Source organism: Capnocytophaga sp. oral taxon 412 str. F0487 (assembly GCF_000271925.1).
GTDB classification, from domain to species: Bacteria; Bacteroidota; Bacteroidia; order Flavobacteriales; family Flavobacteriaceae; genus Capnocytophaga; species Capnocytophaga ochracea.
Genome location: NZ_AJZR01000049.1, coordinates 63,807 through 89,651, shown reverse-complemented (window position 1 = coordinate 89,651; position 25,845 = coordinate 63,807). Strand labels below are relative to the sequence as shown.

24 protein-coding genes and 1 pseudogene are annotated in these 25,845 nt (G+C 38.4%); 11 read left to right on the top strand and 14 right to left on the bottom strand.

The genetic code is table 11. The features are described from left to right. Position 1: 1 nt before the first annotated feature. A complete protein-coding gene (locus tag HMPREF1321_RS08270; protein WP_009422135.1) occupies positions 2 to 1,501 on the top strand; it encodes a phytoene desaturase family protein in 1,500 nt (499 codons plus the stop codon). Here HMPREF1321_RS08270 and HMPREF1321_RS08265 read toward each other — a convergent pair. From HMPREF1321_RS08265 to ettA, 3 genes and pseudogenes are all read right to left on the bottom strand, one after another. Then, positions 1,465 to 3,512: pseudogene (locus tag HMPREF1321_RS08265) on the bottom strand (M13 family metallopeptidase). The gene HMPREF1321_RS08270 and the pseudogene HMPREF1321_RS08265 overlap by 37 nt on opposite strands. A 136-nt stretch (positions 3,513 to 3,648) precedes the next feature. Next, positions 3,649 to 4,227, bottom strand: coding sequence for a flavin reductase family protein (locus HMPREF1321_RS08260; RefSeq protein ID WP_009422129.1), 579 nt, complete (start codon positions 4,225 to 4,227; stop codon positions 3,649 to 3,651). 86 nt (positions 4,228 to 4,313) lie between these two features. Then, positions 4,314 to 6,005: an energy-dependent translational throttle protein EttA gene (ettA, locus tag HMPREF1321_RS08255; RefSeq protein ID WP_009422147.1), complete on the bottom strand. Its 1,692-nt coding sequence runs from the start codon at positions 6,003 to 6,005 to the stop codon at positions 4,314 to 4,316. 273 nt (positions 6,006 to 6,278) lie between these two features. On the opposite strand from ettA, the gene HMPREF1321_RS08250 reads away from it, so the two are divergent. Beyond that, positions 6,279 to 6,878, top strand: coding sequence for a hypothetical protein (locus tag HMPREF1321_RS08250; RefSeq protein ID WP_009422133.1), 600 nt, complete (start codon positions 6,279 to 6,281; stop codon positions 6,876 to 6,878). After that, positions 6,868 to 7,152 (top strand): winged helix-turn-helix domain-containing protein, encoded by a 285-nt coding sequence (locus HMPREF1321_RS08245; protein WP_009422184.1) that lies wholly within the window; start codon positions 6,868 to 6,870, stop codon positions 7,150 to 7,152. Before HMPREF1321_RS08250 ends, HMPREF1321_RS08245 begins: the two co-directional genes overlap by 11 nt. A 30-nt stretch (positions 7,153 to 7,182) precedes the next feature. Here the strand turns inward: HMPREF1321_RS08245 and HMPREF1321_RS08240 are convergent, their stop codons facing one another. The 6 genes from HMPREF1321_RS08240 to HMPREF1321_RS08215 all read right to left on the bottom strand — a co-directional run bounded on the left by HMPREF1321_RS08240 (position 7,183) and on the right by HMPREF1321_RS08215 (position 10,520). After that, positions 7,183 to 7,803: an L-threonylcarbamoyladenylate synthase gene (locus tag HMPREF1321_RS08240; protein ID WP_009422182.1), complete on the bottom strand. Its 621-nt coding sequence runs from the start codon at positions 7,801 to 7,803 to the stop codon at positions 7,183 to 7,185. A 17-nt stretch (positions 7,804 to 7,820) separates the two neighbouring features. Continuing rightward, positions 7,821 to 8,237 carry a PaaI family thioesterase gene (locus HMPREF1321_RS08235; protein WP_009422177.1) on the bottom strand — a complete coding sequence of 139 codons (417 nt, stop codon included), beginning with the start codon at positions 8,235 to 8,237 and terminating at the stop codon, positions 7,821 to 7,823. Positions 8,238 to 8,287: 50 nt separating this feature from the next. Beyond that, a complete protein-coding gene (locus HMPREF1321_RS08230; protein ID WP_009422172.1) occupies positions 8,288 to 8,605 on the bottom strand; it encodes a DUF4298 domain-containing protein in 318 nt (105 codons plus the stop codon). Positions 8,606 to 8,636: 31 nt separating this feature from the next. Continuing rightward, a complete protein-coding gene (locus HMPREF1321_RS08225) occupies positions 8,637 to 8,945 on the bottom strand; it encodes a septum formation initiator family protein (protein WP_002672207.1) in 309 nt (102 codons plus the stop codon). Further along, positions 8,945 to 9,559, bottom strand: coding sequence for a uridine kinase (gene udk / locus HMPREF1321_RS08220; RefSeq protein ID WP_009422179.1), 615 nt, complete (start codon positions 9,557 to 9,559; stop codon positions 8,945 to 8,947). The genes HMPREF1321_RS08225 and udk overlap by 1 nt, the downstream gene beginning before the upstream one ends. A gap of 103 nt (positions 9,560 to 9,662) precedes the next feature. Further along, the gene (locus tag HMPREF1321_RS08215) at positions 9,663 to 10,520 is read right to left on the bottom strand and encodes an NADAR family protein (protein WP_009422159.1); all 858 of its coding nucleotides are present in this window, start codon (positions 10,518 to 10,520) and stop codon (positions 9,663 to 9,665) included. On the opposite strand from HMPREF1321_RS08215, the gene HMPREF1321_RS11905 reads away from it, so the two are divergent. The 8 genes from HMPREF1321_RS11905 to HMPREF1321_RS08175 all read left to right on the top strand — a co-directional run bounded on the left by HMPREF1321_RS11905 (position 10,504) and on the right by HMPREF1321_RS08175 (position 18,320). Further along, positions 10,504 to 10,839 carry a hypothetical protein gene (locus tag HMPREF1321_RS11905; RefSeq protein ID WP_034575930.1) on the top strand — a complete coding sequence of 112 codons (336 nt, stop codon included), beginning with the start codon at positions 10,504 to 10,506 and terminating at the stop codon, positions 10,837 to 10,839. The genes HMPREF1321_RS08215 and HMPREF1321_RS11905 overlap by 17 nt on opposite strands. Before the next feature lie 359 nt (positions 10,840 to 11,198). Further along, positions 11,199 to 12,527, top strand: a complete 1,329-nt coding sequence (gene tig, locus HMPREF1321_RS08205) for a trigger factor (RefSeq protein ID WP_009422171.1) — start codon at positions 11,199 to 11,201, stop codon at positions 12,525 to 12,527. A gap of 232 nt (positions 12,528 to 12,759) precedes the next feature. Beyond that, positions 12,760 to 13,419: an ATP-dependent Clp endopeptidase proteolytic subunit ClpP gene (clpP, locus tag HMPREF1321_RS08200; protein ID WP_009422162.1), complete on the top strand. Its 660-nt coding sequence runs from the start codon at positions 12,760 to 12,762 to the stop codon at positions 13,417 to 13,419. Next, positions 13,419 to 14,651 (top strand): ATP-dependent Clp protease ATP-binding subunit ClpX, encoded by a 1,233-nt coding sequence (clpX, locus tag HMPREF1321_RS08195; protein WP_009422127.1) that lies wholly within the window; start codon positions 13,419 to 13,421, stop codon positions 14,649 to 14,651. The genes clpP and clpX overlap by 1 nt, the downstream gene beginning before the upstream one ends. Before the next feature lie 63 nt (positions 14,652 to 14,714). Next, positions 14,715 to 15,317 carry a thioredoxin family protein gene (locus tag HMPREF1321_RS08190; RefSeq protein ID WP_009422161.1) on the top strand — a complete coding sequence of 201 codons (603 nt, stop codon included), beginning with the start codon at positions 14,715 to 14,717 and terminating at the stop codon, positions 15,315 to 15,317. Positions 15,318 to 15,347: 30 nt separating this feature from the next. Continuing rightward, on the top strand, positions 15,348 to 15,986 hold the full coding sequence (locus tag HMPREF1321_RS08185; RefSeq protein ID WP_002672221.1) for a hypothetical protein: 639 nt from the start codon (positions 15,348 to 15,350) through the stop codon (positions 15,984 to 15,986). Positions 15,987 to 15,990: 4 nt separating this feature from the next. After that, positions 15,991 to 16,665 (top strand): tRNA (guanosine(37)-N1)-methyltransferase TrmD, encoded by a 675-nt coding sequence (trmD, locus tag HMPREF1321_RS08180; RefSeq protein ID WP_009422138.1) that lies wholly within the window; start codon positions 15,991 to 15,993, stop codon positions 16,663 to 16,665. 26 nt (positions 16,666 to 16,691) lie between these two features. Then, entirely contained in the window at positions 16,692 to 18,320 is a 1,629-nt protein-coding gene (locus HMPREF1321_RS08175) for an AMP-binding protein (protein WP_009422193.1), read from the top strand. Here the strand turns inward: HMPREF1321_RS08175 and HMPREF1321_RS08170 are convergent. The 5 genes from HMPREF1321_RS08170 to HMPREF1321_RS08150 all read right to left on the bottom strand — a co-directional run bounded on the left by HMPREF1321_RS08170 (position 18,317) and on the right by HMPREF1321_RS08150 (position 25,786). Further along, complete coding sequence (locus HMPREF1321_RS08170) at positions 18,317 to 19,810, bottom strand: sulfatase (protein WP_009422190.1); 1,494 nt, start codon at positions 19,808 to 19,810, stop codon at positions 18,317 to 18,319. The genes HMPREF1321_RS08175 and HMPREF1321_RS08170 overlap by 4 nt on opposite strands. Positions 19,811 to 20,295: 485 nt before the next feature. Beyond that, positions 20,296 to 22,125 (bottom strand): HEAT repeat domain-containing protein, encoded by a 1,830-nt coding sequence (locus HMPREF1321_RS08165; RefSeq protein ID WP_009422149.1) that lies wholly within the window; start codon positions 22,123 to 22,125, stop codon positions 20,296 to 20,298. A 10-nt stretch (positions 22,126 to 22,135) separates the two neighbouring features. Then, positions 22,136 to 23,581 (bottom strand): SWIM zinc finger family protein, encoded by a 1,446-nt coding sequence (locus HMPREF1321_RS08160; RefSeq protein WP_009422170.1) that lies wholly within the window; start codon positions 23,579 to 23,581, stop codon positions 22,136 to 22,138. 331 nt (positions 23,582 to 23,912) lie between these two features. Further along, positions 23,913 to 24,767 carry a hypothetical protein gene (locus tag HMPREF1321_RS08155; protein ID WP_009422200.1) on the bottom strand — a complete coding sequence of 285 codons (855 nt, stop codon included), beginning with the start codon at positions 24,765 to 24,767 and terminating at the stop codon, positions 23,913 to 23,915. Between the two features lie 56 nt (positions 24,768 to 24,823). Continuing rightward, positions 24,824 to 25,786: a transketolase family protein gene (locus HMPREF1321_RS08150; RefSeq protein ID WP_034553797.1), complete on the bottom strand. Its 963-nt coding sequence runs from the start codon at positions 25,784 to 25,786 to the stop codon at positions 24,824 to 24,826. Positions 25,787 to 25,845: the final 59 nt, after the last annotated feature.

The window sequence follows — 25,845 nt, the reverse complement described above, 5'->3', positions numbered from 1 at the left end:
AATGAAGCAATACGATGTTTTGGTGATAGGTAGCGGACTCTCGGGGCTCTTTTCAGCTTTGCTCTTGGCAAAAGCAGGAAAGAAAGTATGTATATTGGAGAAAAATGAGCAGTATGGGGGTAACTTGCAAACTTTTGTGCGCAATAATACGCTGTTTGATACAGGAGTGCATTACATAGGAAGTCTCGCAGAAGGTCAGGTGTTATACGAATATTTTAAAGATGTAGGTATTGCCACTCATCTTTCGGTAGAACGCCTTGATATAAACGGCTACGACCGTATTTGTTTTGGCGATACACCTAACGTAATGTATCCTCACGCTCAGGGTTATGAGAACTTCGTGCAACAACTCCTCTTCTACTTCCCCAATGAAAAGAAAGCCTTAGAAGAGTATGCTCACACAATGCAATCTATTTGCGATAAGTTTCCACTCTACCGCCATAAGCAAGCAGTAGCCGATTACGATGTGCATACGCTTTCTTTAAAACTCTTAGATTTCCTTAATAGTATTACCAATAATGAACGACTCAAAGCCGTGCTATTGGGCTCTAACTTTCTCTATGGAGGTACTGACGAACAGACACCTTTATACGTACACGCACTTTCGGTTAATTCTTATATAGAAAGTACTTGGCGACTCACACAAGGAGGTAGCCAAATCACCAACTTGCTTATTGAAAAATTGCGCCAATACGGTGCTGACCTTTTCAACCAAAGGGAGGTCATAGGGTTTGAATACAGTGAGGGTAATACCATCAGTACAGTACTCACCAAGCAAGGAGAGCGGTTTATTGCAAAACAAATCATCTCGGCTATAGATGTAAAGCAACTACTCAACATCACAGGCAAAACGCCTTTTAAGCCTTCTTTTTGCAAACGCGTGCAGGGCTTACAACCTACGGTTGCTGCCTTTTCATTGCATTTGGTACTCAAGCCAAATTCTTTTCGCTACTTGCCTTATAATGTATATTGGTTTAAGGATAATAACAGTGTTTACCACGCTACTAATTACCCTAATAACGACTTTCCGCTTTCATATATGCTCTCTATGAATCCACCAAAAGACAGCAGGGAGTATACTGATAATGTTACTATCCTCACCTATATGAACACTGATGAACTGCAACGCTGGCAAAATAGTTTTACGACCAACACCGAGGGCAACCCAAGAGGCAACCAGTATGAAGTTTTCAAAAGTCAGCGCGCTATGGATTTATTAGATGTAGTTGCTCAACAATTTCCTACACTCAAAAGTGCTATTGCTCATTACTACACCTCTACACCGCTTACTTACCGCGATTATATAGGCAACCCCACGGGAGCATTGTACGGCTACAAAAAAAACGCTAACCATATAATGGAAAGCGTTTTTATGCCACAAACTCACATCAAGAATTTGTATGTTACAGGGCAGAGTGTTGCAATGCACGGATTAGTAGGAGTTACTATCAGTGCGGTGCTCACCTACCAAATTTTGATGCGGTCTTCAGGTTTTTTATAAAGTTTATCACCTTCTTTTACATCAAAGGCTTTATACCAAGCGTCTACATTCACAAGCGGACCGAATGAACGGAAATATCCTGGGCTATGAGGGTCGGTTTTTACTTGATTTGTAAGGTATTTATCAGTCGAAAGCGTACGCCATACGGTACCCCAAGAGATAAAGAAACGTTGTTCTTGAGTGAAATTGCTTATCTTACCTACATTACCTTTATCTTTTAAGTACATTTGCAAAGCATCAAAAGCGATGTTCACCCCACCGAGGTCAGCTATGTTCTCACCACTGGTGAAAGTACCATTTACGAATACACCTTTTACAGGTTCGTATTGGTCGTATTGTTTAGCAAGGGCTTTGGTAGCGTTCTCAAAGTTCTTTTTATCTTCAGGAGTCCACCAATTTTTTAGATTACCATCGCCGTCAAATTCAGCGCCACTATCGTCAAATCCGTGTGTCATTTCGTGACCTATTACAGCACCAATACCACCGAAGTTCACCGCAGGGTCGGCTTCGAAATTGAAGAAAGGAGGTTGTAAGATAGCCGCAGGGAAAACGATTTCATTATACAATGGATTGTAATACGCATTCACTGTTTGAGGCGACATACCCCATTTAGTTTTATCTACAGGCTTGCCTACTTTTTCCAAACTCTTTTGGTAAGCCCATTCACTCACGCGTTGCAAGTTAGCAAAATACACCGTTTTAGCAGCCGGTTCAATGGTTAGTTTAGAGTAATCTTCCCACTTATCAGGGTAACCTACCTTCACAGTAAATTTATTAAGTTTAGCCAAAGCCTTTTCCTTAGTAGCGTCTGACATCCAAGTTACATCTTTGATATGTTGTGCAAAGCTCTTTTTGAGATAATCTACCAAAGTAACCATTTCTTCTTTAGCTTTAGGTGGAAAATACTTTTCTACATACAATTTACCAAAGGCTTCACCCAAAATACCATTGATCACACTTAGCGCACGTTTGTTCATCGGACGTTGTTCTTGTTGTCCTTGCAACTCCTTGTTGTAGAAGTTAAAAGAAAGCTCATCGAGTTCTTTGGTAAGGTTGCTCGCATTATCGGCTACTAATTGATATTTGAGGTAATCTTTGATAAGAGGCAAGTTCTTTTCGTTGATAAACTTATCGTATTGTTTGTACAAACGAATTTCAGAAACAACTACTTTATCAGTGTTCACCCCTACGTTTTTAAGAAACTGAGGTAGATTGAGGTTCTTCACCAACTTGCTGAGCTCAGCAATTGTTTGAGGGTTGTAGCTAAGGTTAGGATTGCGATCTTCCTCATTGGTGAGCATCAATTTGGCTATCGAGCGTTCAAAATCTACCATTTGTTTAGCTTTCTCAGCAGCTTTATCGTCTTTAAGCACTTTGAAGATAGCCTTTACATAATCTTGATACTTTTGTAAAGCCTCAGTATTCTCCTTGTTGTCTTTTTGATAGTAATCGCGCCCCATACCGATGCTAAAGTTGCCGAGATACACAGTATTCATATTAGAATCCTTCATATCGGCATATACCCCCCAAGCACAGATTGGGTTTTCGCCCTCTCGAGTTACCTCTTCCAAATACTTTTGAAGGTCTGTGAGGTTTTTAATAGCCTCAATCTTATTCAAATAACCTTCAATAGGTTTAAGCCCTTCGGCATCACGCTTTTTCCAATCGATAAATGATTCGTAGAGGTCCTTTATTTTCTGACCTTCAGTACCTTGAGCAAAGTTTTCCTTGAGGAGATTATCCAAGATAAGCAAGCAATTCTCATCGGTTTTCTCGCGTAGGATATGGAAAGAGCCCCACGTAGGTTTATCGGCTGGTATTTTGGCAGTTTTAGCCCAAGTGCCGTTCACATAATTGTAGAAATCATCTTGCGGACGCACCGTAGTGTCCATTTCAGCAAGAGCAATCCCCTTGTCTGCATTTTTGTCTGTCATTGCATTTTCCCGCCACAAGCAACAATGAGTGCTGCCGACGAAAACAACAGTGCGGTTTTTACTGTTTTTCTCATCATCTTGTATAATGTTTTTGTTTAATGAAGCAAAGGTAAAAAATAATTAGCAATTAACAATAAAGAATATAAAAAAAGCTTTGCTAAAACTCTTACAAGTTTTAGCAAAGCTTTTTTTTTTCTTATCTTAGATAAGCCATTACTTAATACTGAAATTCAAACCTTTGTGTTCTCCCAATCCGTAATAATGTTTAAAGTTATAGATAAGTGGTTCCCACTCTAATGGATTGATTTTATTACCTTCCATTACCAAATGGTCTTCAGCGTGTACTTGCACAAATTCCAATTCTACAAGTACATAAGCATCGCGGTCATTCACGTTTTTCACTTTAGCTTCTGCCTGAATAGGGCATTCGGCAATACGCGGAGGGCGTACTTTTTCTGAAGGTAATTGGGTAAATCCTCCAATACTAAACTTGTCGTCAGTATAAGTGTATTTACCCATTTTTTGAGGAGGCACAGGGTTTTGAGCGGTATAAGGGGCAATTGCCTCTACTTTTTTCCACATAGCTGCCGTAGGGAGGTTAAAAACTACCTCGGGCACTTCCATCACATTATGATAAGCCTTGTTTAGTTTTACAAGGGCTATCACAGCATTCGCACCTAAAGTAAAGGTGCTTGAAATAGGCGTTACATCGGCGTTTCCATCTTTATCGGTAGTAGTAAGAAGTACTACAGGAAACCCGTAATAAAACATAGTTGGTAAAAAAGACTTCATATTATTTTTTTATTTTGGCACAAAAGTACAAAACCTAATTGGAAAAACAACAAATATTTATCAAAAAGTTTTCATATTTATTATTCTTACCGTACTAACTTCTTATACTTAATACGAGTAGGTGTTACTTCTTTGCCAAGTCGTTTTTTCTTATTCTCTTCATACTCTGAAAAGCTACCTTCAAAGAAATACACTTGTGAGTCACCTTCAAAAGCTAAGATATGAGTACAAATACGGTCTAAAAACCAACGGTCGTGTGAAATTACTACTGCACAACCTGCAAAGTTCTCTAAACCTTCTTCTAAGGCGCGAAGAGTATTTACGTCTAAATCGTTGGTAGGCTCGTCTAACAGTAATACGTTACCCTCTTCTTTAAGAGTCATTGCCAAGTGTAAACGGTTACGTTCTCCACCTGAAAGAGTGGCTACTTTTTTATTTTGTTCGCTACCTCCAAAGTTAAATCTACTGAGATAAGCACGAGAGTTCACTTGTCTACCTCCCATCATAATGAGGTCTTGTCCACCAGAGAAATTCTCCCATATAGACTTCTCGGGGTCTATTTGTTTGTGAGTTTGATCTACATAAGCTATCTTTACGGTGTCACCTACCAGAAACTCACCACTATCGGGCTGTTCCTCACCCATTATCATACGGAAGATAGTAGATTTACCTGCTCCATTAGGTCCTATCACTCCCACTATTCCTGCTTGAGGAAGCACAAAGTTTAAATCATCATAGAGTAGCTTATCACCAAAAGCTTTGGCTACGTGACGTGCTTCTATTACATTAGTTCCTAAACGAGGTCCGTTGGGAATATATATTTCCAACTTTTCTTCTAATTGTTTTTGGTCTTCATTGAGCAGACGATCATAATTCTGCAAACGTGCTTTTTGTTTGGCTTGACGTCCTTTAGCTCCTTGACGTACCCATTCGAGCTCACGCTCCAATACTTTCTGACGTTTGTTTTCAGTTTTCTGTTCTTGAGCCAAACGTTTAGCTTTTTGTTCGAGCCAAGAAGAGTAATTGCCTTTCCAAGGAATACCTTCTCCACGATCGAGCTCTAATATCCAACCCGCTACATTGTCTAAAAAATAACGGTCGTGAGTAACGGCTATGACTGTACCTGCATACTGTTGCAAATGCTGTTCTAACCACAATACCGATTCTGCATCGAGGTGGTTAGTTGGCTCGTCGAGTAACAAAACATCGGGTTGTTGCAAGAGTAGACGGCAGAGTGCCACCCTACGGCGTTCTCCTCCCGAAAGCACTTTGATAGGCGTATCGGGTTCAGGGGTACGGAGGGCTTCCATCGCTACTTCTAACTGATTGTCGAGTTCCCAAGCATTCAAGGCATCTATCTTGTCTTGTAACTCGGCTTGCTTATCCATCAGCTTTTGCATCTTATCGGGGTCAGAATAGTTTTCCTCGAGCCCAAAAAGATCGTTGATATGATTGAATTCCTCTAAGAGTTTTACTGTTTCGGCTACTCCTTCGCGTACTACTTCAATAACAGTTTTATCATCATCAAGATGAGGTTCTTGTTCGAGATAGCCTATGGTATAATTAGGAGCAAATACTACTTCTCCTTGATAGTTTTTATCTATTCCTGCAATAATTTTTAGCAGAGAGGATTTACCAGAGCCATTAAGCCCTAAAATACCGATTTTAGCTCCATAGAAGAAACTTAGGTAAATATCTTTGAGTACCTGTTTATTAGTAGATGAATAGGTTTTGCTTACCTTATTCATTGAAAAGATTATCTTTTTATCGTCAGCCATAGTTTAGTGAAAAGTAAAAAATGAATAGTAAATGAAATCATTAAAGATTCTCATTATTATAAGTGCAAAAATATAAAAATAATACCAAGTAAACAAATTTTGGCTCGCACGCACTTGTAAACTGTAAAATTAAACTTTTATAATTAATTGAATTACAGGTTTATATAAAAAAAAACATATCTTATGATATAAAAATAATTGCTAAAAATTTGGTTTATATTATAAACTAACTTATATTTGCAGCGAATTTATAACATTAAACATTTTAACATTATGGACTTACAAGTATCCGACAGCTTGAAAATCATTCAGTCTGTCATCAATCAACGAAAACAAAAGTACGAAGAGAACGGTTTCTTCCTCATCTTTTGGAGTGTGCTCATTATGCTTGCAGGCGTACTGCAGTTTGCGATGCTTATCACCAACTATTATCCCAAACAATCAGGATTTGTATGGTTGATATTAATGCCTCTTGGCTTTGTGGTGAACTTCATTATCAAATACAAAGAAAAGAAAGTTGCTACACAGAAAAACTACGTCGATTGGTTAGATTGGATATGGGCAGCTGCAGGCATTAATGCAATTTTTGCTTTTTTAGTACCTTTGAGCCCTTTTGGAAAATTTCAAATAGCCATTTTGGTCATTTATCTGCCTTTTGCTTTTGTAGCTTTAGCAATGGCATTACAAATGAAAATGAAACTCTGGATAGCAACATCGTTAGTAGCTTTGTTGTTAATTTATACAGGTATATTTGTGCCTTTTAGTTATGAAATCTATTTGCCTTTACTATGTGTAGTATTAGCAGCCTTATTGTTCTTAGTGCCTGGTATTCAATTTCATAACAAATATAAAAAGAGAAGTAATGTTCGCTGATTTAGACCCTATTTTGCACTCACAGCTTCGTTTGGCTATCGTCTCTCTATTGGTTTCAGAAGAAAAGGCTGATTTTGCCCATATTAAGGAAATAACCAAAGCTACCTCTGGTAATATTTCTGTGCAAATCCAGAAGTTAGAGACTGCTGGTTATATCACTGTCAAAAAATCTTTTAAAGACAACTACCCCAATACCAAAGTTCAGCTCACCAAAGAAGGTCTTTTAGCTTTTGAGCGATATGTAGAGGCACTAAAAAGCTATATTAGCCGTTAGTCGTTAGTTTCTAACCACTAACGGCTAATATTAAATAATCGATATGTCTCCTTTGCCTTCACGCAATACTTTAGGAGCATCTCCTGAAAGGTCTATAACTGTGGAAGCTACATTATCACCATAACCGCCGTCAATCACCAAATCTACTTTGTTTTGCCATTTTTCGAAAATAAGTTCTGGATCGGTGGTATATTCTATCACATCATCTTCATCATAAATAGAGGTAGATACAATAGGGTTCCCTAATTTCTCTACAATTGTACGAGCTATTAAATTATCGGGGACACGAATACCCACTGTTTTTTTCTTCTTAAAATCTTTAGGTAAATTATTATTACCTTGCATAATGAAAGTATAAGGACCAGGTAACGTACGTTTCAACAACTTAAAAGTACTTGTATCTATTTGTTTTACGTAATCTGATAGGTTCTTTAAATCAGAACATACAAAAGAGAAGTTTGCTTTTTCGAGCTTTACCCCTTTGATACGTGCAATCTTTTCAAGAGCTTTAGTGTTAGTAATATCACAGCCTAATCCGTAAACTGTGTCGGTAGGATAAATAATCAATCCTCCACAGCGAAGGACTTCTACTACCTTACTTATATCTTTTTCATTGGGATTTTCGTTATATAGTTTTATAAACTCAGCCATTTTTCAATGATTAACAGTTAGTAATTAATTCGTATAGTGGTAAATTTGCAGTAAGAGATAAGCTTTTCGTCTTGATTTGTTACTTTTATTTCCCATAACTGAAGCATTCTACCTGCATTCACACATATTGCCTTAGCATAGAGTGTATCTCCTACCCTACCTGCTCGCACGTGATTAGCACTTAGTTCTATACCTCGTATCTGCTCTCCTTCTTCTCGATAGAGCAAATAAGCTCCTAAACTCCCTGCAGTTTCTGCCAGCGCAAGTGTAGCCCCTCCGTGAAGAACCCCATCTATCTGAGTAACGCGTTCGGTAACTGGCATACTAAGAGTAATAGTACTTTCAGTAATTTCAGCAATTTCCATTTGCCAATCACGCATTAAATTATTAGGAGGTAGTGTTTCCCACAGTTGTTGCAAGGTTTCTTTATTCATATGATTTGGTAAAAACTTTAAGAGTTTACAAAAGTATAAGCGGTGATTTCCTAAGGATTCATTTCTTTTGCTTTAATTTTATCTAATAAAGTGCGATATTCATCAGCTAAATAAAACTGAGTGCCAATAGCATCAAAAATAGCATCTTGTGTGAGTACCCATTGCGGTACTTCGTCAGGTATTTTACCATCATTGCTATCAAAATAGTCTTGGCGCCACTGTTTACTATCGTAATAAGTTACCAACTGGTCATACTCCGGTTGAATTGCTTTCCATTCTTCCAATACTTCTTGAGCTTTGGTAAGAGTATTTTCTAATTTAGCAAGAATGTCGTTCATCTTGCTAATATTCTCATATCGTTTGTTCATAGCTAATTTAAAAAAAAGTTAGTTTATTGTTTTAATTAATGCTATCGTATTCGATGATAAACACTTCTTCGTCGTCGTGTTTGAGATAGTATATTTCACGTCCTAACTTCTCTTTACCTTCTTCGGTGTAAAGAGATTGAAGTTCTTTTTTATCTTTTTCAATCTCCCTTTTAAGGAACTGTTTTTGCTTATTGAGTTTTTCTCTTTCTTTATTGAGTTCGTGATGAGTTAATATAGAATTAGCATCAAAGAAAGTCATCCATATTATAAAAAAGAATAATATGGCGAGATATAGTTTATAGCCCTTCAATAAAGATAGATATTCAAGTAACTTTTTCATTATTTTTGAAATATACGGTTATGCACTATTGTTTTAATGATATCAATAGCTACTTTATTGCGCTTATTATTAGGAATAATGATATCGGCGAATTCTTTAGCAGGTTCAATAAACTCTAAATGCATAGGTTTTAAGGTGGTTTGATAGCGATTGAGTACTTCATTCACATCACGACCTCTCTCGGTTGTATCGCGTTTGATACGACGTATAAGTCGTTCATCAGAATCGGCGTGTACAAATATTTTAATATCAAAAAGCTCACGGATATCGGGGTGTGCAAAGATAAGAATACCTTCTACAATTACCACTTTGGTAGGTTTAACTAAAACGGTTTCGTTAGTACGATTGTGTTCTACGAATGAATAAGTAGGACTTTGAATATCTTTTCCTTCTCTTAATGCCAATAAATGTTCTTTAAGCAAATCAAAATCGATAGAGTTGGGATGGTCGAAATTGATTTTGGTGCGGTCAGAAAAGCTAAGATAACTCAAATCTTTATAGTAAGAATCTTGTGAAATAACGGTAACTTCCTCACCTGAGAGTTCTTTAATAATTTGATTAACAACAGTTGTTTTACCACAACCTGTTCCTCCTGTAATTCCTATGATAAGCATCTTTGATGTATTTTGGCGCAAAAATATAAAATACTACTCAATTGACAAAGTAAAACTTAAAAATCGTCAATGAGAAGTTCTTTTAGTGATTGGTCTTTACATACTATAGCAACAAGTGTGCGTTCTTATAAAGTTTGCGCAGTTCATCTCGTACTTCCATTAGGGCAAACCCCAAGAGATTCTTACCACGCCACGAAGCGATGTTGAACGCTTTTTCGTTATCTTTACCTAAACCAATACCCCAAATGGTGTCTAACGGACTGGCTTCTACTAATATCTTATCACCCGTAGATAAAAGAAAATCCATCATTGCTTGGTTTTGGGTAAATTTATAGTAATTGCCATTAAGTACAATACTGTATTTCACCTTATCCCATACGGCAGGGTCGAAATTGCGTACCTTTCTACCTAAAGCTTTCATCAGCTTAGGATCGGTAGTATTCATTATTTCCTTTTCTACTTCTTCATCGTCAAACAAACGTGCTTTTTCAGCCATCATATACTGCTCAGTACACGAATATTCATCGGCATTTACATTAAAAGGCGAAAGTTGCCATTGTGAAAAACAGGATTCATCTATGGCATCGGCATTAGGTTTCCAAAAGAAGAGAAACTTGAGTTTTTTAGGAGAGTTAAGAAAGGTTTCTTTGGAATATTTACACATTCCCTTAGGTTGCCAAAAGGAAATACTTCCAAAGTAATAATCCTCTTCATTATCAACAATATCTTGAGATAATTTACCGTCATTATTAATCATTTTCCAATTGTTGTGATGCCAAAAAACAGGATAAGGAAAAAGCTTTTGATACTCTTGCTGCTGTTTAGATGTAAGCGTGTCGTACCAATCCCCAAAATGGTAACGGTACTCTTCGCCATAGCCCATACGCCAGCCCATCGTAAATTCAGAAAGTTCAGGATATTTAATCCACTGTGGAGGCATTAGTTTGTTATCTTTATTCATAAGGAATATTTTTGATGCAAAAGTAAGAGATTATTGGCAAATTAGCAAATCCACTGTTAATATCATAGTGCGAGCTACACAGACAGTCGTAGCACGAGAGGCAATCATAGCACTATGTACGGGTAATAAAAAGACGGTGCAAGCCACACGGGTAGACGAACAAATGACGGTGCGATCCGCACAGGCAGATAAAGAAAAGACGAAGAAAATATCCTCTCCCCAGCCCTCTCCTTGGGAGAGGGAGTGTAGTAACGGAAAGGTGAGACAAAAAATGAACGAACAAAAGACGGTGCGAGTCGCACAAGAAGATAAACAATGAACGAAGAAAAGACGAATAATGAACGAAGAAAAGACGAACAATGAACGAACAATGAACGAACAAACAATGAACAAAAGACGGTGCGAGTCGCAAGGGCAGATGAACAAATAACGAACAACGAATGAAGATAAGGAGAAAGAAACCTCTCCTTATTCACATACTGAGCTGTTGCAAACTTCCTCTTTGAGGAATGTAGCGACGAAAAGAACATAATGAGATGAGAATGATTAAAATTTTAAGGGGAAGAAAAAAGTAAAATTGATGCTTTTAAAATATAAGAATTAGCATAAAGTTTTGCTATATAAAAAAAATGTACTACTTTTGCAAACTGAAAAATTTGGATTAATATTTTTTAAAAAATGAATATAAACAGAGAGCAAGTAGATGCTTTGAATGCTGTCATTAAGATAGCTATTGAAAAAAACGACTACGCCGATAAAGTAGAGAAAGTACTAAACGATTACAGAAAAACTGCTTCTATTCCTGGATTTAGAAAGGGTCACGTACCTGCTGGTATGATTAAAAGACAGTATGGCAAAGCTGTGAAGTTTGACGAAATAAACCGAGTGTTACAAGACTCGTTGTACAAATACATAGGCGATGAAAAACTCAATATTTTAGGTAACCCACTCCCCAAAGAGAAAAAAGACATCGACTTAGATGCCGATGACTTTACTTTTGAGTTTGAAATAGGCTTGGCTCCTGCTATCGAAGTAAACTTGCAACCTAAAAAAGGAATCGTTCGCTACGAAATTACCGTTACTGATGACCAAATCGACAAACAAGTAGAACGCATTCAGAAACAATTTGGTAAACTCGTTGCCAAAGGCGAAGTTATAGATGATGACAGTCTTGAAGTGACTGGTACTTTCTTTAACGAGGAAAAAGGTATTGACTCACAAGCTACTTTCACCTTAGAAGAACTCAGCAATGCTGTTCGCAAAGAGTTTGTAGGCAAAAAGATAGGTGACCAATTTCAGTTGCAAACCAAAGGGTTGTTCAAAGATGCACACAGCTTAATGCACTACTTAAAAGTATCGCACGACGAAGCTCATCACTTAGATGTAGAAGTTACTTTTACGCTGGAAGAAGTGAATGAACGTGAAAAAGCTACTTTAAACCAAGAGTTGTTTAATAAACTCTTCCCTGATGGTTCTGTTACCACCGAAGAGCAATTGCGCAACAAGATAAGAGAAGGTGCTCAACAACAATACAATGAGCAAGCCGACCAGCATTTCTTAAACACCGTTACCGATTATTTGGTAGACAATACTCAGTTTGACCTCCCTGTTGCTTTCCTTAAAAAATGGTTGCGCACCGCTGGTGAAAAAGAACTTACTGAGCAAGAAGCTGAAAAAGAATATGAGCATTCAGAAAAAGGATTGCGTTATCAGCTTATCGAAGGCAAGGTAATGGAAGATAATAACTTGCACCCTAAATTTGAAGAGTTAAAAGACTTTGCGCGCACTTATATCAAAGCACAGTTATCTCAATACGGTATGCCTACCGATGACGATAGTTATGTAGACGGCATTGTAGACCGTGTGTTGCAAAACCGAGAAGAAGTACAACGCATTCAGCAACAATTGGTATTTAAGAAACTCATTGAGTTTTACAAAGAAAATGTAAATACTGATGTAAAGAAAGTTACTTTCGATGAATTTGTAAAGTTAGCTTTCCCTGAATAGAACTTTACAAAAAACATAAAAAACCAGTCCAAAATTGCTAATGATAAATACCATTTCTGTATCTTACTTTGGCAATTTTGGACTACCCTTTTTAGGTAAAAGGTAAGAGATAAAAGGTAAAAACAGCTACACTTAGACAAAGTTTGATATTTTGTAGAAGTCTGTTAATCATTATCTAACCATACTTCCTAAAAAGATAACCTTTAGTTATTAACAATTAATCATTAAAAAAGTGAATTTATCAGACGAATTTAAAAAATATGCTACTAAACAGCACGGTGTAAATAGCCTTTACTACGATAAGATTATCGGCAGTATGACCCCTTACATTATGGAGGAACGCCAGCTGAATGTAGCCCAAATGGACGTATTTTCGCGCTTGATGATGGATAGAATCATCTTCTTGGGCACCGATGTAAATGACCAAATAGCGAATATTGTTACTGCGCAATTGCTTTTCTTGGAAAGTGTGGATAGCGCTAAAGATATTCAAATCTATATCAATTCGCCAGGGGGTAGCGTGTATGCCGGCTTAGGCATTTACGATACGATGCAGTTTATAAAACCTGATGTGGCTACTATCTGCACCGGTATTGCTGCTTCGATGGCTGCCGTATTGCTATGTGCTGGAACTGAGGGCAAACGCTCGGCATTGCCACACTCTCGTGTGATGATTCACCAACCTTCGGGAGGAGCACAAGGGGTAGCCAGCGATATGGAAATAAATCTAAAAGAAATGTTGAAACTCAAAAACGAACTCTACGAAATCATTGCCAAGCACTCTAAGCAACCTTTTGCTAAAGTGTATAAAGACTCAGAACGCGACTACTGGATGATAGCACGCGAAGCTAAAGAGTATGGTATGATAGACGAAGTGTTAGAAAGAAAATAATGGCTAAAAAAGAAGTAGAATATTGTTCATTCTGCGGTCGTGCAGAACCCGAAACCGAGATGCTAATTCGCGGTATGGCTGGTAATATATGCAACTATTGCGTTGAACAAGCTAATATCATTATAGAAGAGGCATTCGGTGCTAAAGCTCAAAAAGGGAAGCCTGTAGTATCGGGTGATATGACCCTGAAAACCCCACAAGAGATTAAAAAATTCCTCGACCAGTATGTAATAGGTCAGGACTTTACTAAAAAAATACTCTCGGTGGCGGTATACAATCACTACAAGCGTTTGCAACAACCCGATGCTGACGATGAAGTGGAAATACAAAAGAGTAACGTGATAATGGTAGGCGAAACGGGTACAGGTAAAACCTTAGTAGCACGCACCATTGCTAAGATGCTAAATGTGCCTATTGCCATTGTAGACGCTACAGTACTCACTGAGGCAGGCTATGTAGGTGAAGATGTAGAGAGTATTCTCTCACGCCTGTTACAAGCTGCTGACTACGATGTGGAAAAAGCTGAAAGAGGTATCGTGTTCATAGACGAAATCGACAAGATTGCTCGCAAGAGCGACAATCCCTCTATCACTCGTGACGTATCGGGCGAAGGGGTACAACAAGCACTGCTAAAACTCCTCGAAGGCTCTGTGGTGAACGTACCTCCTAAGGGCGGACGCAAGCACCCCGATCAGAAGTATATAGAAGTAAACACCGAACACATCTTGTTTATTGCCGGAGGAGCTTTCGATGGCATTGAGCGTGTTATTTCTAAACGCCTGAATATGCAAGCGGTGGGTTACAACTCGTCTAAAAATACACAAGTAGATAGGAAAAACTTGGTGCAATACATCATACCCAAAGACCTAAAAGACTTCGGTTTGATACCCGAGATTATAGGTCGTTTGCCGGTGCTTACCTATATGAATCCATTAGATAAACACACTTTGCGTATGATTCTTACCGAACCTAAGAATGCCATCATCAAACAGTATAAAAAACTCTTTGAGATGGATGGCATTAAATTTGATATAACAGAAGAAGCGCTCGACTTTATCGTTGAGAAAGCCTTAGAGTATAAACTCGGCGCACGTGGTTTGCGTTCGCTATGCGAGAATATACTCACTGATGCGATGTTTGAGCTTCCTAATTCAGGCGTAAAAGAACTGACAATAACCAAAGAATACGCTGAGGAAAAACTGAACAAATCAGCTTTGCAAATAGCTTCTTAAATTATAAAGGCAGGTGCGGGCTTGTCGCTCGTGCCTTACCTTTTAATTGTTAATTAATTGAATATGGATACAACACAAATCATTCGCAATAGTCTCCTAAAAGCTATTTCTTACGAGACCTATCGCAACCTGATAGACAAGTATGCAACAGAAGGAAAATCGAGCGGAGAAGAACAAACCGAAGAACGCATATATTACACTGCTTTAAACCAAAAACGCTACAAACGCTTAGATAAGACCATAGAAATACCTGAAGATAAGGCTCAATTCTTTGTAAACTACCCTAAGAGTGTTTGTTTATTAGTGATTATCGAAAGTTGGTGTGCTGATGCGGCTCAAATTGTACCCGTAGTACATAAAATAGCGACCCTCAACCCTAAAATCACTATGAAACTTGTTTTTAGAGATGAGAATGAAGAGCTGATGAATCTTTTTCTTACCAATGGAGGCAAAGCCATTCCTGTAGTAGTGTTTTTAGACTTAGAAGATAAGGTATTAGCACATTGGGGCTCTCGTCCGTCAGTAGCTACTAAAATGGTAGAAGAAGAGAAGGCTAAGAATGGTAAACTAACCCCTGAATTCAAAGAAGAACTACAAAAATGGTACAACCAGGACAAAGGAGCCACCATTGTAGACGATTTTATGAAGATAATGAAAACATTGTAACCTCAATTATTAATTTAAAATATAAGTTATATGAAAAAACTAATAATAATGATGGCACTTAGTGCCTTTTCTGGTGTATCAATTAAAGCACAAGATGCGACAACAACTTCATTTAGTTCACAGAAAACTGCTTCAACTACTGTAGAAGTACAACCTGAAGAACCAAAGCCTACCAGCCTACCCGAACAGTTCCAACGTATGATAGACAGAGCAGGGTCTTGGCAAAACTACAAAATGTTTGACAAAGTTAAGCTTGCCAGCTTTCAACGCAGTATGGCAGACAGTGTGAATAATATAAAATCACGCCTCGCGGCTGAAAAGGGAAAAGTAAAAACTCACGAAGAAACTATTAAGACACTAAATGATAATATAGCCTCTTTACAAACTACCTTAGACCAGACCCGCAATGAGAAAGATAGTATGAATCTGTTTGGAGCTTTGTTATCCAAAGGCTTATACAATACCATTATGTGGGGAATTATTATTGCTTTAGGAGTTCTATTAGTGCTGTATATTTACAAATACTCTAACGGAAATATTGTTACAAGAAAGTCTCTTCATCAATTATCAGAATTACAAGAGGAATACGAGAGCTATCGCAAAGCAGCTATTGAACGCGAACAGAAAGTGCGTCGCCAGTTGCAAGACGAAATAAACAAACATCGTTAGACTGATGCGTATTGATATTATATCGGTTGTTCCTGAACTAATGGAGAGTCCTTTTGGCTACTCTATTATAAAGCGTGCGATTGATAAAAAATTAGTAGAAGTACATTTTCACAACCTGCACGACTATGCCAATAATGCCTACCGACAAGTAGATGACTATCAGTTTGGGGGAGGGGCAGGTATGGTGCTGATGATAGAGCCTATCGATAAGTGTATTTCAACTCTTAAAGCTGAAAGAGATTATGACGAGGTGATATTCCTCACCCCTGATGGCGATACACTACAACAAAAAATTGCCAACCAACTCTCATTGGCTAAAAATCTTATCATCTTGTGTGGGCACTTTAAAGGGGTAGACCAGCGCGTACGCGACCACTTTATCACCAAAGAAATATCGATAGGTGACTATGTGCTTTCAGGTGGAGAATTAGGTGCAGCGGTGCTCTGCGATGCAATTATTCGCCTCATCCCTGGTGTCCTCTCCGATGAAACTTCAGCCCTTACCGATTCGTTTCAAGACAATTTGTTGGCTCCACCAGTCTATACACGTCCTGCTAACTACAAGGGTTGGGAAGTACCCGAAATTCTTACCAGTGGCAATACCCCTAAAATAGAACAATGGCGGGAAAATATGGCTTATGAGCATACCAAAGCCAAACGACCTGACTTACTGAAATAACAAAAGAATAACTTAAAATAATCCTTATGAATAAAAACTTAGCTTACACCTACGGAGCTTCCAATATCTCTCTTATAGGGGAGACTATCGACCAAAACCTTCGTAAAACAGTGGAAAAATACCCTAATAAGGAAGCGCTTATATCCGTACACCAGGACTACCGAGTTACTTATACCGAGTTTTATGCACAAGTAACGGCTGTAGCCAAAGGGCTTATCGCCTTAGGTGTGAAACAAGGCGATAGGGTAGGTATTTGGTCGCCTAATTGCTATGAGTGGACGCTCTTGCAGTATGCCACAGCCAAAATAGGAGCGATAATGGTGAATATCAATCCTGCTTATCGTACCAGCGAACTGATTTATGTAATCAATCAATCAGGGATATCATACATCTTTGCTGCCCCTCAGTTTAAAAGTAGTAATTATAAAAAGATGATAGATGATGCGCGTGAGTTCACTGAAACTTTGCGTAAAGAAGTGTATTGGGGAGAGGGCTGGCAACATTTCTTAGCACACGGTGAAAAAGTCACTGACGAGAAACTACTTTCTTTTGAAGAGAGAGTGCAGTTTGATGACCCCGTAAATATACAATATACTTCAGGAACTACGGGCAACCCCAAAGGCGTTACACTTTCTCACCACAATATCCTCAATAACGGTTATTTTATAGGTATCCGAATGAATTATACCGAAAAAGATAGAGTGTGTATTCCTGTACCTTTTTACCACTGTTTCGGAATGGTAATCGGCAATATTGCCTGCACAACGCACGGTGCTACTATGGTAATCCCTAATGATAGTTTCGATGCTACTAAAACACTTGAAGCTGTAGAGAAAGAAAAATGTACTTCGCTTTATGGTGTGCCTACGATGTTCATCTCAGAACTGTATGTATTAGACAAACAACCTTATGATTTATCAAGTCTGCGTACAGGGGTAATGGCAGGAGCTTTGTGTCCTCCTGAAATTATGAAACGTGTAAAAGAGCAAATGAATATGCACGAAATAACTATTTGCTACGGTATGACAGAAACTTCACCTGTCTCTACACAAACTAAAATAGGAGCACCTTTCGAGAAACAAATCTACTCGGTAGGAACTATTCACGACCACTTAGAGATTAAGATTATCAATCCTGAGACCAAAGCTATCGTCAAACGAGGTGAGAACGGTGAGCTATGCACCCGTGGCTATTCAGTAATGTTGAAGTATTGGAACAGTCCGCAGGCTACACAGCAGGTGATAGACGAACAACGCTGGATGCACTCTGGCGATTTGGCTATGATGGACGAGGATGGCTATATTCATATCTCAGGTCGCATTAAAGATTTGATTATTCGCGGAGGTGAGAATATCTCTCCTAAAGAAATAGAAGACTTCCTCTATACCTATAAAGGAGTAATGGACGCGCAAGTAATTGGTGTCCCTAGCAAAAAATACGGCGAAGAAGTTATGGCTTGGATTAAACCTAAAGAAGGGGTTACCCTCACCGAAGAAGAACTCCACGACTTCTGCAAAGGGCGTATTGCTCATTATAAAGTGCCTCGTTATTGGAAATTTGTAGAAGAGTTCCCGATGACTATCTCGGGTAAAATACGCAAGGTAGAAATGCGTGAAATATCAGCGAGAGAACTCGGTTTAGAGGACGAAGATTAAGGTAAGGGAACTATTTTCCCTGTCTCTTTATTCATAGGCATCTGCGCCTTTACTTCTTTGAGGTAATGGCGCAATTTTTTTGTGAGTTGCTTTGTCTTACGAGGGTACTGCTTAATTAAGTTATGAGCTTCGCTTATATCTTCTTTAATATTGAACAACTGTTTTTCACCTGTTTTGTGCATATATACTAATTTCCAATCGCCTTGCCTTATAGCACTCGAAGCTCCATAACCATAGCCTTCTACTGTATACCAATTGTTAGGACAATGCCAATAAAAGCAACGGTGCTCCTCTCCTACTCTTTTACCTTTTAAGGTCGCCAAAAAACTTTTCCCATCTACCTTTTGAGGTACTTTATAGTCTCTTATCTTCGCCACTTCCAAAAGCGTCGGAAATACATCTTCTATAATTAGAGGTTGCTCCGTGCGCTTATTTGTGGGTAGTTGCCCTTGCCAAGAGGCTATCATAGGAATACGCACACCTCCTTCATAAGCCGAGCCTTTACCTGCTTGTAGCGGATAATTATGTGTATTAGGCTTCCCACCACGACCTACGGCACTCAGCCCTCCGTTGTCCGATAGAAACAAAATAAAAGTATCATTTTCTAACTGATGTGCTTTGAGGTAATCCAACACATCACCCAAACTCTTGTCCATAGCTTCTATCATCGAGGCATAACGTGTTTCAATAGGGTTTAAATGCTGATATTTAGCACTGAAACGCTTATCTTCCTCAATAGGAATATGCACTGCATAATGTGAGAGATAGAGAAAAAACGGACGGTCTTTAGGTCGGTTATCTAATGTTTCAAGTGCTTCTAACGTAAGTGCTTCAGTTACCGAAATATCTTTCCCCCAATATTTTTCGAGGTCAGGAATCGCAAAAGCCGACGAAGGTTGTCCATCAGTACGATTACCAAAATTAGTAAGCCCTGAATAGCTTGCAGGTCCTCCTCCTGCGTGCCCTGCAATATTCTTCTCAAATCCTAAATTCAACGGATTAGCCCCTAAGGTTTGAGTTGCCCCAAAGTGTGCTTTTCCTATGCAAATAGTGTAGTAACCAGCTTCTTTTAATAACTGAGGAAGCGTTTTAGCATAATAAGCGTGAGGTACATTAGGTATGGGTGAAATACCATTCACATTCCAATCGGGTGGTGTGAGCACGGTATCTTCCACATCGGTAGGGGTATTGTAGTGCAACGTCCAGTTAGTAACACGGTGACGCGCCGCATTGCTACCGGTAAGCAAACTCACTCTGCTGGGCGAACAAATTGACGCCGCATAACCTTGCGTAAGCTGCACCCCTCGCGAAGCCAATCGCTCCATATTAGGCGTGTGATAAATATCGTTATTAGGAACACGTTCACTCCAAAAAGGCAAAGAAGTGTCTTCCCATCCCATATCGTCTACTATAAAAACTACTATATTAGGGCGTTGTGCTTCAACTGTGAGAAAAAGGAGTGTTGAAGCAAGTAAAAAGAGTGTTCTCATTTCATTTAAAGTTTTAGCAAAGATACAACTTTTCAATTAAAGAAAATTATATATAACTAAAATAATAACTAAATTTCATCTTAGATAGAGTCTAAGTTGATCTTAGATATATTTATTGTTCATCATATGTTCGTTTGCCCGTGCGGCTCGCACCGTCATTTGTTTGTCTTTCCTTCGTCATTTATTTATCTGCCTGTGCGGCTCGCACCGTCATTTGTTTGTCTTTCCTTCGTCATTTATTTATCTGCCCGTGCGGCTCGCACCGTCATTTGTTCGTCATTTGTTCGTCATTTGTTCGTCATTTGTTCGTCATTTGTTCGTCATTTCATTATCTGCCTGTCGTGCTACGACTGACCGTGTAACTCGCACCGTCTATCTTATAAGCTTTGCATAAAAATCTTTCTAATTCACTACTAATCACTAACCATTAACCATTAATCATTAACCATTAATCATTCATTTGTGTTTTTATCACACCCTTTTTGTTATCCTCTTTCTATCTCTTCTGCTATTTCTGTAAAGATATCGAATTTTGTTTTTTCGTGTAATTCACGGAATTTCGAAGCGTATTCTTTGGGAAAAAGCTTCCAAAACTCTTTATCTTCTACTATATTGCGATAGTAATACTGATTGTTCTTAGGCAATTTTGCCAACGACTCATATAGCACATCAAACTTGTTTGGTATATTGCGCTTTATGATTAAGCGGTAGATTCGTTCTATGGCGTACGCTGTTTTTTTAACAAGAGCTTTAGTAATTAGGTAATTTACACGTTCACTATCTTCTTCTATACGGTCGAGAATATCGAGTGCATCTATATTGTAGGTGGTGTCTTCTTTTAAACTTGCCAAATAATTGCAAAGCAAATCAGCCCAACGAGGATCTAGCTCTTCTTTTGTAAGAGCCTCTCTATCAAAATACCTCTCACCATAGTTGTTATAGCTATAAGCTGTACCTGCTAGCGCTTCTATTATATTATCTGCTATGATAGCTTTATTAAACTGTGGAGCAAAAACCTCGTATATTTTCTCCTTGCTAAAGTGTCCCTTGCTATCTAAAGTCCGATAGAAATAGTCCGTAGCAAGTACTGATGTCCAAGTATTCGTAAAAATATCAGTAGCGTGTTGTTCGTAGAAAGCTAAAACCTTGTTATTATCGAAAGTATTCAGTACTTCATTTAAACTAGGAGAAATGAAGTAATTGCTTGCCGAACGCTTCTTTGCCATCGTGTTAAATTGCTTATTGCTCAAAATATCTCCCAAAAGTACATAAGTCTCAGGATAATCTTTGTACTTTAACACTTCTAACTCTATAGGCAATCGGTCAAATACGGCTACTACTGCTTTCTCATCAGTTTCATCCATTGCAAGTAATGCTTCAAAACGTTCACGTACTTTTTGAACGAATGGTTGATAGTGCGAGGGTAGCGGAACTGTAGCAATAGCATTTGCTAAGAGTTCCGCATTTCCTCTCTGTTTGTTAGTGCTGTACAATTCGTAAAGCTTATCAATACTGCGTTTCGTACCGAGTTTAGCCAATGCCTTATAAGCTGCTCCTCGTACCACTTTATTCTTATCGCTTGCTAAACTGATGATAAAGTCTTCTGTCTTTTCATTTTTCTTCTCAGCCAAAATATCAATGGCTTCAGCTTGAAGATTTGGCAAGTCCTCAGCAAATACTTTATCTATCAAGCTATCGGTTTCGGTATACTTTAGCTGGTATAATAATCGCAAACGGCGTACGTTTTCAGTCCTATCCTCTAAACGAAAATCCGATAGCAGGAAAGGGAGCATTGCTTGACCACAAGTGGGAATAATAGTTTGGAGTACATAATCGGCGAGTTCAGTATACTTATCAGCCAAGGCATAGCTCAAATAACCAAAGGTACGAGAATCTTTAAATATACCACGTTCAAAAGCGTCTTTAAGTACTTCTAAACGTCCTGAGTTACTATGGGTAAGAGCTTGCAATACAGGTTTCAGTTGTAAATACGAATAGGTTGTATTTACATCGGCTATAGATACATTGGGTTCTTGTAGGGCTTTGGTAGCTTCTGCTTGTATAGTAACGCCTTGTGTATAGAGCACCGAATAGAGCAAAGTAGAAACATTTAATAGCTTTTCGGCAGATTGCTGGCTTTCAACTTGTAGCAATGCTTCTATTTCTTGGGCTAATTTATTAAATACCGGAGCCTTTTCTCCCAATTTCTTCAGTATAGGAATGTACTTCTGCAAGCGAGGGTCATTTTTAGCAAACTTACTTCCTGCTATAAACAGGCGGTTAAGTTCTTGTTGTAAATCGTATAAAGGTTTCATATCTAATATGCTAATATAATAAACGGATAATTTTATCAGGGGTAATGAGCGACATTGGCTGAGCAGACAAAAGTCCACTAGCTACATCATTATGCATCATTGCTGTGAGGGTGAGCCCTTCGGCGTTGGAGGGCAAAAAAGCTTTCAGATTGCCCGTTGGCGATACAGCCCCTTCTCCTATATCTTTCAAGGTGATAGCAAAACCATTGGCATCTTCTACAACCAAATCCTCCCCTACTCTATAAGCTTTATGCAGTGCCAAAAGTACTACTGGATGCTTGTCCATCAGTGGATTTTTTATAGTGTTCTTTACACTCTTGATAGTATCAGCAAACTGAGTCGATGCCCATTGCTTAATGGTAGTAAGGTCTGTTTTTTGTAGAGGACGTTCCGTTATACTGTCAGCTTCCCAACGAATACGAGGATTGGTATCGCCAGGGTAAATATATAAGTCTTTCAGTTGTAAAACACCAAACATAGTGTTCTCTTCCTTGATGTACTTTGCTGCCTTGTAAGGACGATAATTCATCGTCTTGAATATCTTGCCTGTAGTTAGGTTAAGCCATAATCCTTCGTCTACATATTCTTTGCGCGCTTCATTGTCATAACTGTTGAACGAAAGCTGTACAAGGCTTGCATTTTCCTCATAAAGTCCATATTGCATTAGCTCTACTAACTTCCATACATAGCCTATTTGCTCTTCAATAGCTGAGGATAGTTCAGGTAACCCTTCTGGATCCTCTTTGCGGGCTCTTAGATATTCAGAGGCTTTTTTCAGTAAAGCTGAAAGATAATTTAAGTTATTTACTACCTCTGTATATTCTTCCTCTTCTACTTCTTCAAGTGACAAAAGCAGGTTATTGAAAGCCGTTTGTATACCGCCTATATAGTAGTTGCCTAATTCTTTTATTTGAGTTCTAAGGGTGGCGCGTAATTTTGCATCTATTGAAGAAAGTCCTGTACTGACTATATCGCGCAAAAGTTTCTGAGCTGTATCAATACCTATAAGCTGAGTGTCTATTTTCTTAACAAAAGCCACTTTATTTACCTTCTTAGGTTTCTCAGCTTTCTCTTTGATAGACTCTTTTTCTTGAGTTTTCTTTTCCTGTCTTTTCTCTATCTTTTCACGCTTAGTAGTAATATCTTCTGGCACCTCACCTTCACTAAATTGACTCTTATCTGCCTCAAAGCAATACAATAAACCAATAGCGTGTTTGCAAGGAAACTGACGGCTAGGGCAATTGCAACGAAACACTGGGTTATGGCTATCTATATAGTCAGCTGAGCAATAATAAGGATTTTTACCACTTCCTGCACATTCACCCCATATAAGGTTCTTTTCAGCATTGATTTTTAGATTAGTAAATTTTCCTTTCTTTTGTAAATCTCGCCCTTTTTTAGCTGCTTCGGCATTAGGAGCGAGTTCTTCAATCTTTTGTTGTGTTACTTCTATCATATTGTATTGTGAATTATATGGTTTTATCAGAACATAAGCTACTTATTATCCTTTTATAAAAGTGAAAGCTACAAAACGGAACGCAGTCGATGGCAATGTTTAAGTTCAAGACCTCTATACCCACAAAGGCAAAGACTATAGCAAAGTTTTAATTATGATGTGATAAACATCAGCGGGAGTAACACACATTCCCCTTATTAAAAACTGTTTGGGTATAGAGCGAAATGTCAATGAGTGTGTTTGCTATCTTATGAAAAATCCGTTTTGTAGCTTTCTAAATTGGTATGATGTAAATCTGTTATAGGTCAACTATTTTACACCGCACCAAACCCTATTTTTTTAAAAGGTGCTCAATAGTATTTTTATAACTGTTAGGCACTACGATTCTAAAACCTGCAACCGTTTCCTTTATTTTCATCAATTCGGCTGTTCTTTCTACTACCAGAGCAGTTACCTTTTTCTGACGTTCTTGTTGCAACCTTTGAAGTTCTTGTTCATATTGCAATTGAGCGTTATTCTGGAACGTACGGAACTGAGCCTTATAAAAGTTTACTTCACTTTCAACCTCACGATGCTGAGCTAATAGCTGTTCTTGCAGTTTTTGTAGCTCAGCGAGGTCATACAGAGGTACATTCTTTACTTTAAATACCTGCTCACCTACTTGCTTTAAGGTAATAAGTTCTTTCTTACTGAGATTTGTGCGCACCTCATCAAAATTATGAATATACTTCCCGATGTGGGCAGCTTTAGCTTCAGCCTCCTTATATCGTACTACCTCTTCAAGTGATAAAGTTTTGAGGTAATCCTCTATGGTAACCTCTTTAAGGCGATTGAGCTGTTCATAGTCAATTGGTTTTACTTCAGCTTCTGCTTCAAGCTGTATATTAGTTAGCTTTTTTGTTAGCGTATCTAATCGGGCTTCCTTTTCCTTAATTGCCGTACGCAAATAAGCTGAGATTGCATATAGCGACCCTATTTCAGTGAGCTTACCTCCGATATCATCTACTTTCACAAAGTTATCCAAAGGCTCCCCATCAATACTGGAAGTATGAGTTTCAATAGTATTAACAAGGTCTTGAATGGGTTTGAGTCGTTCTTTGATACGTTCACACACATAGTTAGCCTCTGATGAGGTAAGTCCAGAGGTATTAAAATAAGGATTCTTGGTTTGTAAATAATCTATCATAAACAATTTGCTTTTTATCTGTTTTACAAATAAAATAGTAGTTATTTCATCTTTCCTTAATGGGTAGTTTTTCTTTTGAGTACTTTCTCAACAGCTTTCAAAATACCTTCTTTATCTAAACCGTACTTTTGCATTAGCTGAGCAGGAGTTCCACTTTCACCAAAGGTGTCGTTTACAGCCACAAATTCCTGTGGAACAGGATAACGCTGTGTAAGCACACGAGCTATGCTCTCACCTAATCCACCATAGTAATTATGCTCTTCACAAGTTACTACTGCTTTAGTTTTCTTTACTGAAGTAAGAATAAGCTCTTCGTCTAACGGTTTAATAGTGTGGATATCGATAACTTCTGCTGAAATACCTTTTTGCTCCAATTCCTCACAAGCCAAAAGAGCTTCCCATACCAAATGCCCTGTAGCGATAATAGTAACGTCCTTCCCTTCGTTTAACAAAATACCTTTTCCTATTTCAAAGGTTTGGTCTTCAGGAGTAAAATTTGCTACCGTAGGACGACCGAAACGCAGGTAAACAGGACCTACATAATCAGCAATGGCAATAGTAGCAGCTTTCGTTTGATTGTAATCACAAGGATTGATAACTACCATATTAGGAAGCATTTTCATCAAACCAATATCTTCTAATATTTGATGGGTAGCTCCATCTTCTCCGAGAGTAAGCCCAGCGTGAGAGGCACAAATTTTTACGTTTTTATTTGAATAAGCTATCGACTGGCGTATTTGGTCATACACACGCCCTGTAGAGAAAGCTGCAAAGGTGCCTGTAAAAGGTATTTTACCCCCAATAGCAAGCCCAGCAGCAATACCCATCATATTTGCCTCAGCAATACCTATTTGAAAGAAGCGCGTAGGGTTCTCCTCGATAAATTTTTCCATCTTCAATGAGCCAATCAAATCGGCACAAAGAGCAACTACATTAGGGTTCTTACGTCCTAACTCAGCAAGTCCTGCCCCGAAACCACTTCGGGTGTCTTTTTTTCCTGTATCAATATATTTTTTCATCGGTAAATGAGTGTTATTCTTTTTGAGCGACAAAAGTAATACTTTTTATCTTTTCTTGC

What these genes read in the sequence shown, in the direction of transcription:
- udk (WP_009422179.1), bottom strand. Translation starts at nt 9,559, where the DNA reads ATGCTTATCATAGGAATTACAGGAGGAACAGGTTGTGGTAAAACAACT.
- clpX (WP_009422127.1), top strand. Translation starts at nt 13,419, where the DNA reads ATGGCTAAAAAAGAAGTAGAATATTGTTCATTCTGCGGTCGTGCAGAA.
- HMPREF1321_RS08160 (WP_009422170.1), bottom strand. Translation starts at nt 23,581, where the DNA reads ATGATAGAAGTAACACAACAAAAGATTGAAGAACTCGCTCCTAATGCC.
- HMPREF1321_RS08245 (WP_009422184.1), top strand. Translation starts at nt 6,868, where the DNA reads ATGTTCGCTGATTTAGACCCTATTTTGCACTCACAGCTTCGTTTGGCT.
- HMPREF1321_RS08190 (WP_009422161.1), top strand. Translation starts at nt 14,715, where the DNA reads ATGGATACAACACAAATCATTCGCAATAGTCTCCTAAAAGCTATTTCT.
- HMPREF1321_RS08230 (WP_009422172.1), bottom strand. Translation starts at nt 8,605, where the DNA reads ATGAACAAACGATATGAGAATATTAGCAAGATGAACGACATTCTTGCT.
- HMPREF1321_RS08155 (WP_009422200.1), bottom strand. Translation starts at nt 24,767, where the DNA reads ATGATAGATTATTTACAAACCAAGAATCCTTATTTTAATACCTCTGGA.
- HMPREF1321_RS08185 (WP_002672221.1), top strand. Translation starts at nt 15,348, where the DNA reads ATGAAAAAACTAATAATAATGATGGCACTTAGTGCCTTTTCTGGTGTA.
- trmD (WP_009422138.1), top strand. Translation starts at nt 15,991, where the DNA reads ATGCGTATTGATATTATATCGGTTGTTCCTGAACTAATGGAGAGTCCT.
- tig (WP_009422171.1), top strand. Translation starts at nt 11,199, where the DNA reads ATGAATATAAACAGAGAGCAAGTAGATGCTTTGAATGCTGTCATTAAG.
- HMPREF1321_RS08175 (WP_009422193.1), top strand. Translation starts at nt 16,692, where the DNA reads ATGAATAAAAACTTAGCTTACACCTACGGAGCTTCCAATATCTCTCTT.
- HMPREF1321_RS08170 (WP_009422190.1), bottom strand. Translation starts at nt 19,810, where the DNA reads ATGAGAACACTCTTTTTACTTGCTTCAACACTCCTTTTTCTCACAGTT.
- HMPREF1321_RS08225 (WP_002672207.1), bottom strand. Translation starts at nt 8,945, where the DNA reads ATGAAAAAGTTACTTGAATATCTATCTTTATTGAAGGGCTATAAACTA.
- HMPREF1321_RS08240 (WP_009422182.1), bottom strand. Translation starts at nt 7,803, where the DNA reads ATGGCTGAGTTTATAAAACTATATAACGAAAATCCCAATGAAAAAGAT.
- ettA (WP_009422147.1), bottom strand. Translation starts at nt 6,005, where the DNA reads ATGGCTGACGATAAAAAGATAATCTTTTCAATGAATAAGGTAAGCAAA.
- HMPREF1321_RS08260 (WP_009422129.1), bottom strand. Translation starts at nt 4,227, where the DNA reads ATGAAGTCTTTTTTACCAACTATGTTTTATTACGGGTTTCCTGTAGTA.
- HMPREF1321_RS08270 (WP_009422135.1), top strand. Translation starts at nt 2, where the DNA reads ATGAAGCAATACGATGTTTTGGTGATAGGTAGCGGACTCTCGGGGCTC.
- HMPREF1321_RS08250 (WP_009422133.1), top strand. Translation starts at nt 6,279, where the DNA reads ATGGACTTACAAGTATCCGACAGCTTGAAAATCATTCAGTCTGTCATC.
- HMPREF1321_RS08235 (WP_009422177.1), bottom strand. Translation starts at nt 8,237, where the DNA reads ATGAATAAAGAAACCTTGCAACAACTGTGGGAAACACTACCTCCTAAT.
- HMPREF1321_RS08215 (WP_009422159.1), bottom strand. Translation starts at nt 10,520, where the DNA reads ATGAATAAAGATAACAAACTAATGCCTCCACAGTGGATTAAATATCCT.
- HMPREF1321_RS08150 (WP_034553797.1), bottom strand. Translation starts at nt 25,786, where the DNA reads ATGAAAAAATATATTGATACAGGAAAAAAAGACACCCGAAGTGGTTTC.
- HMPREF1321_RS08165 (WP_009422149.1), bottom strand. Translation starts at nt 22,125, where the DNA reads ATGAAACCTTTATACGATTTACAACAAGAACTTAACCGCCTGTTTATA.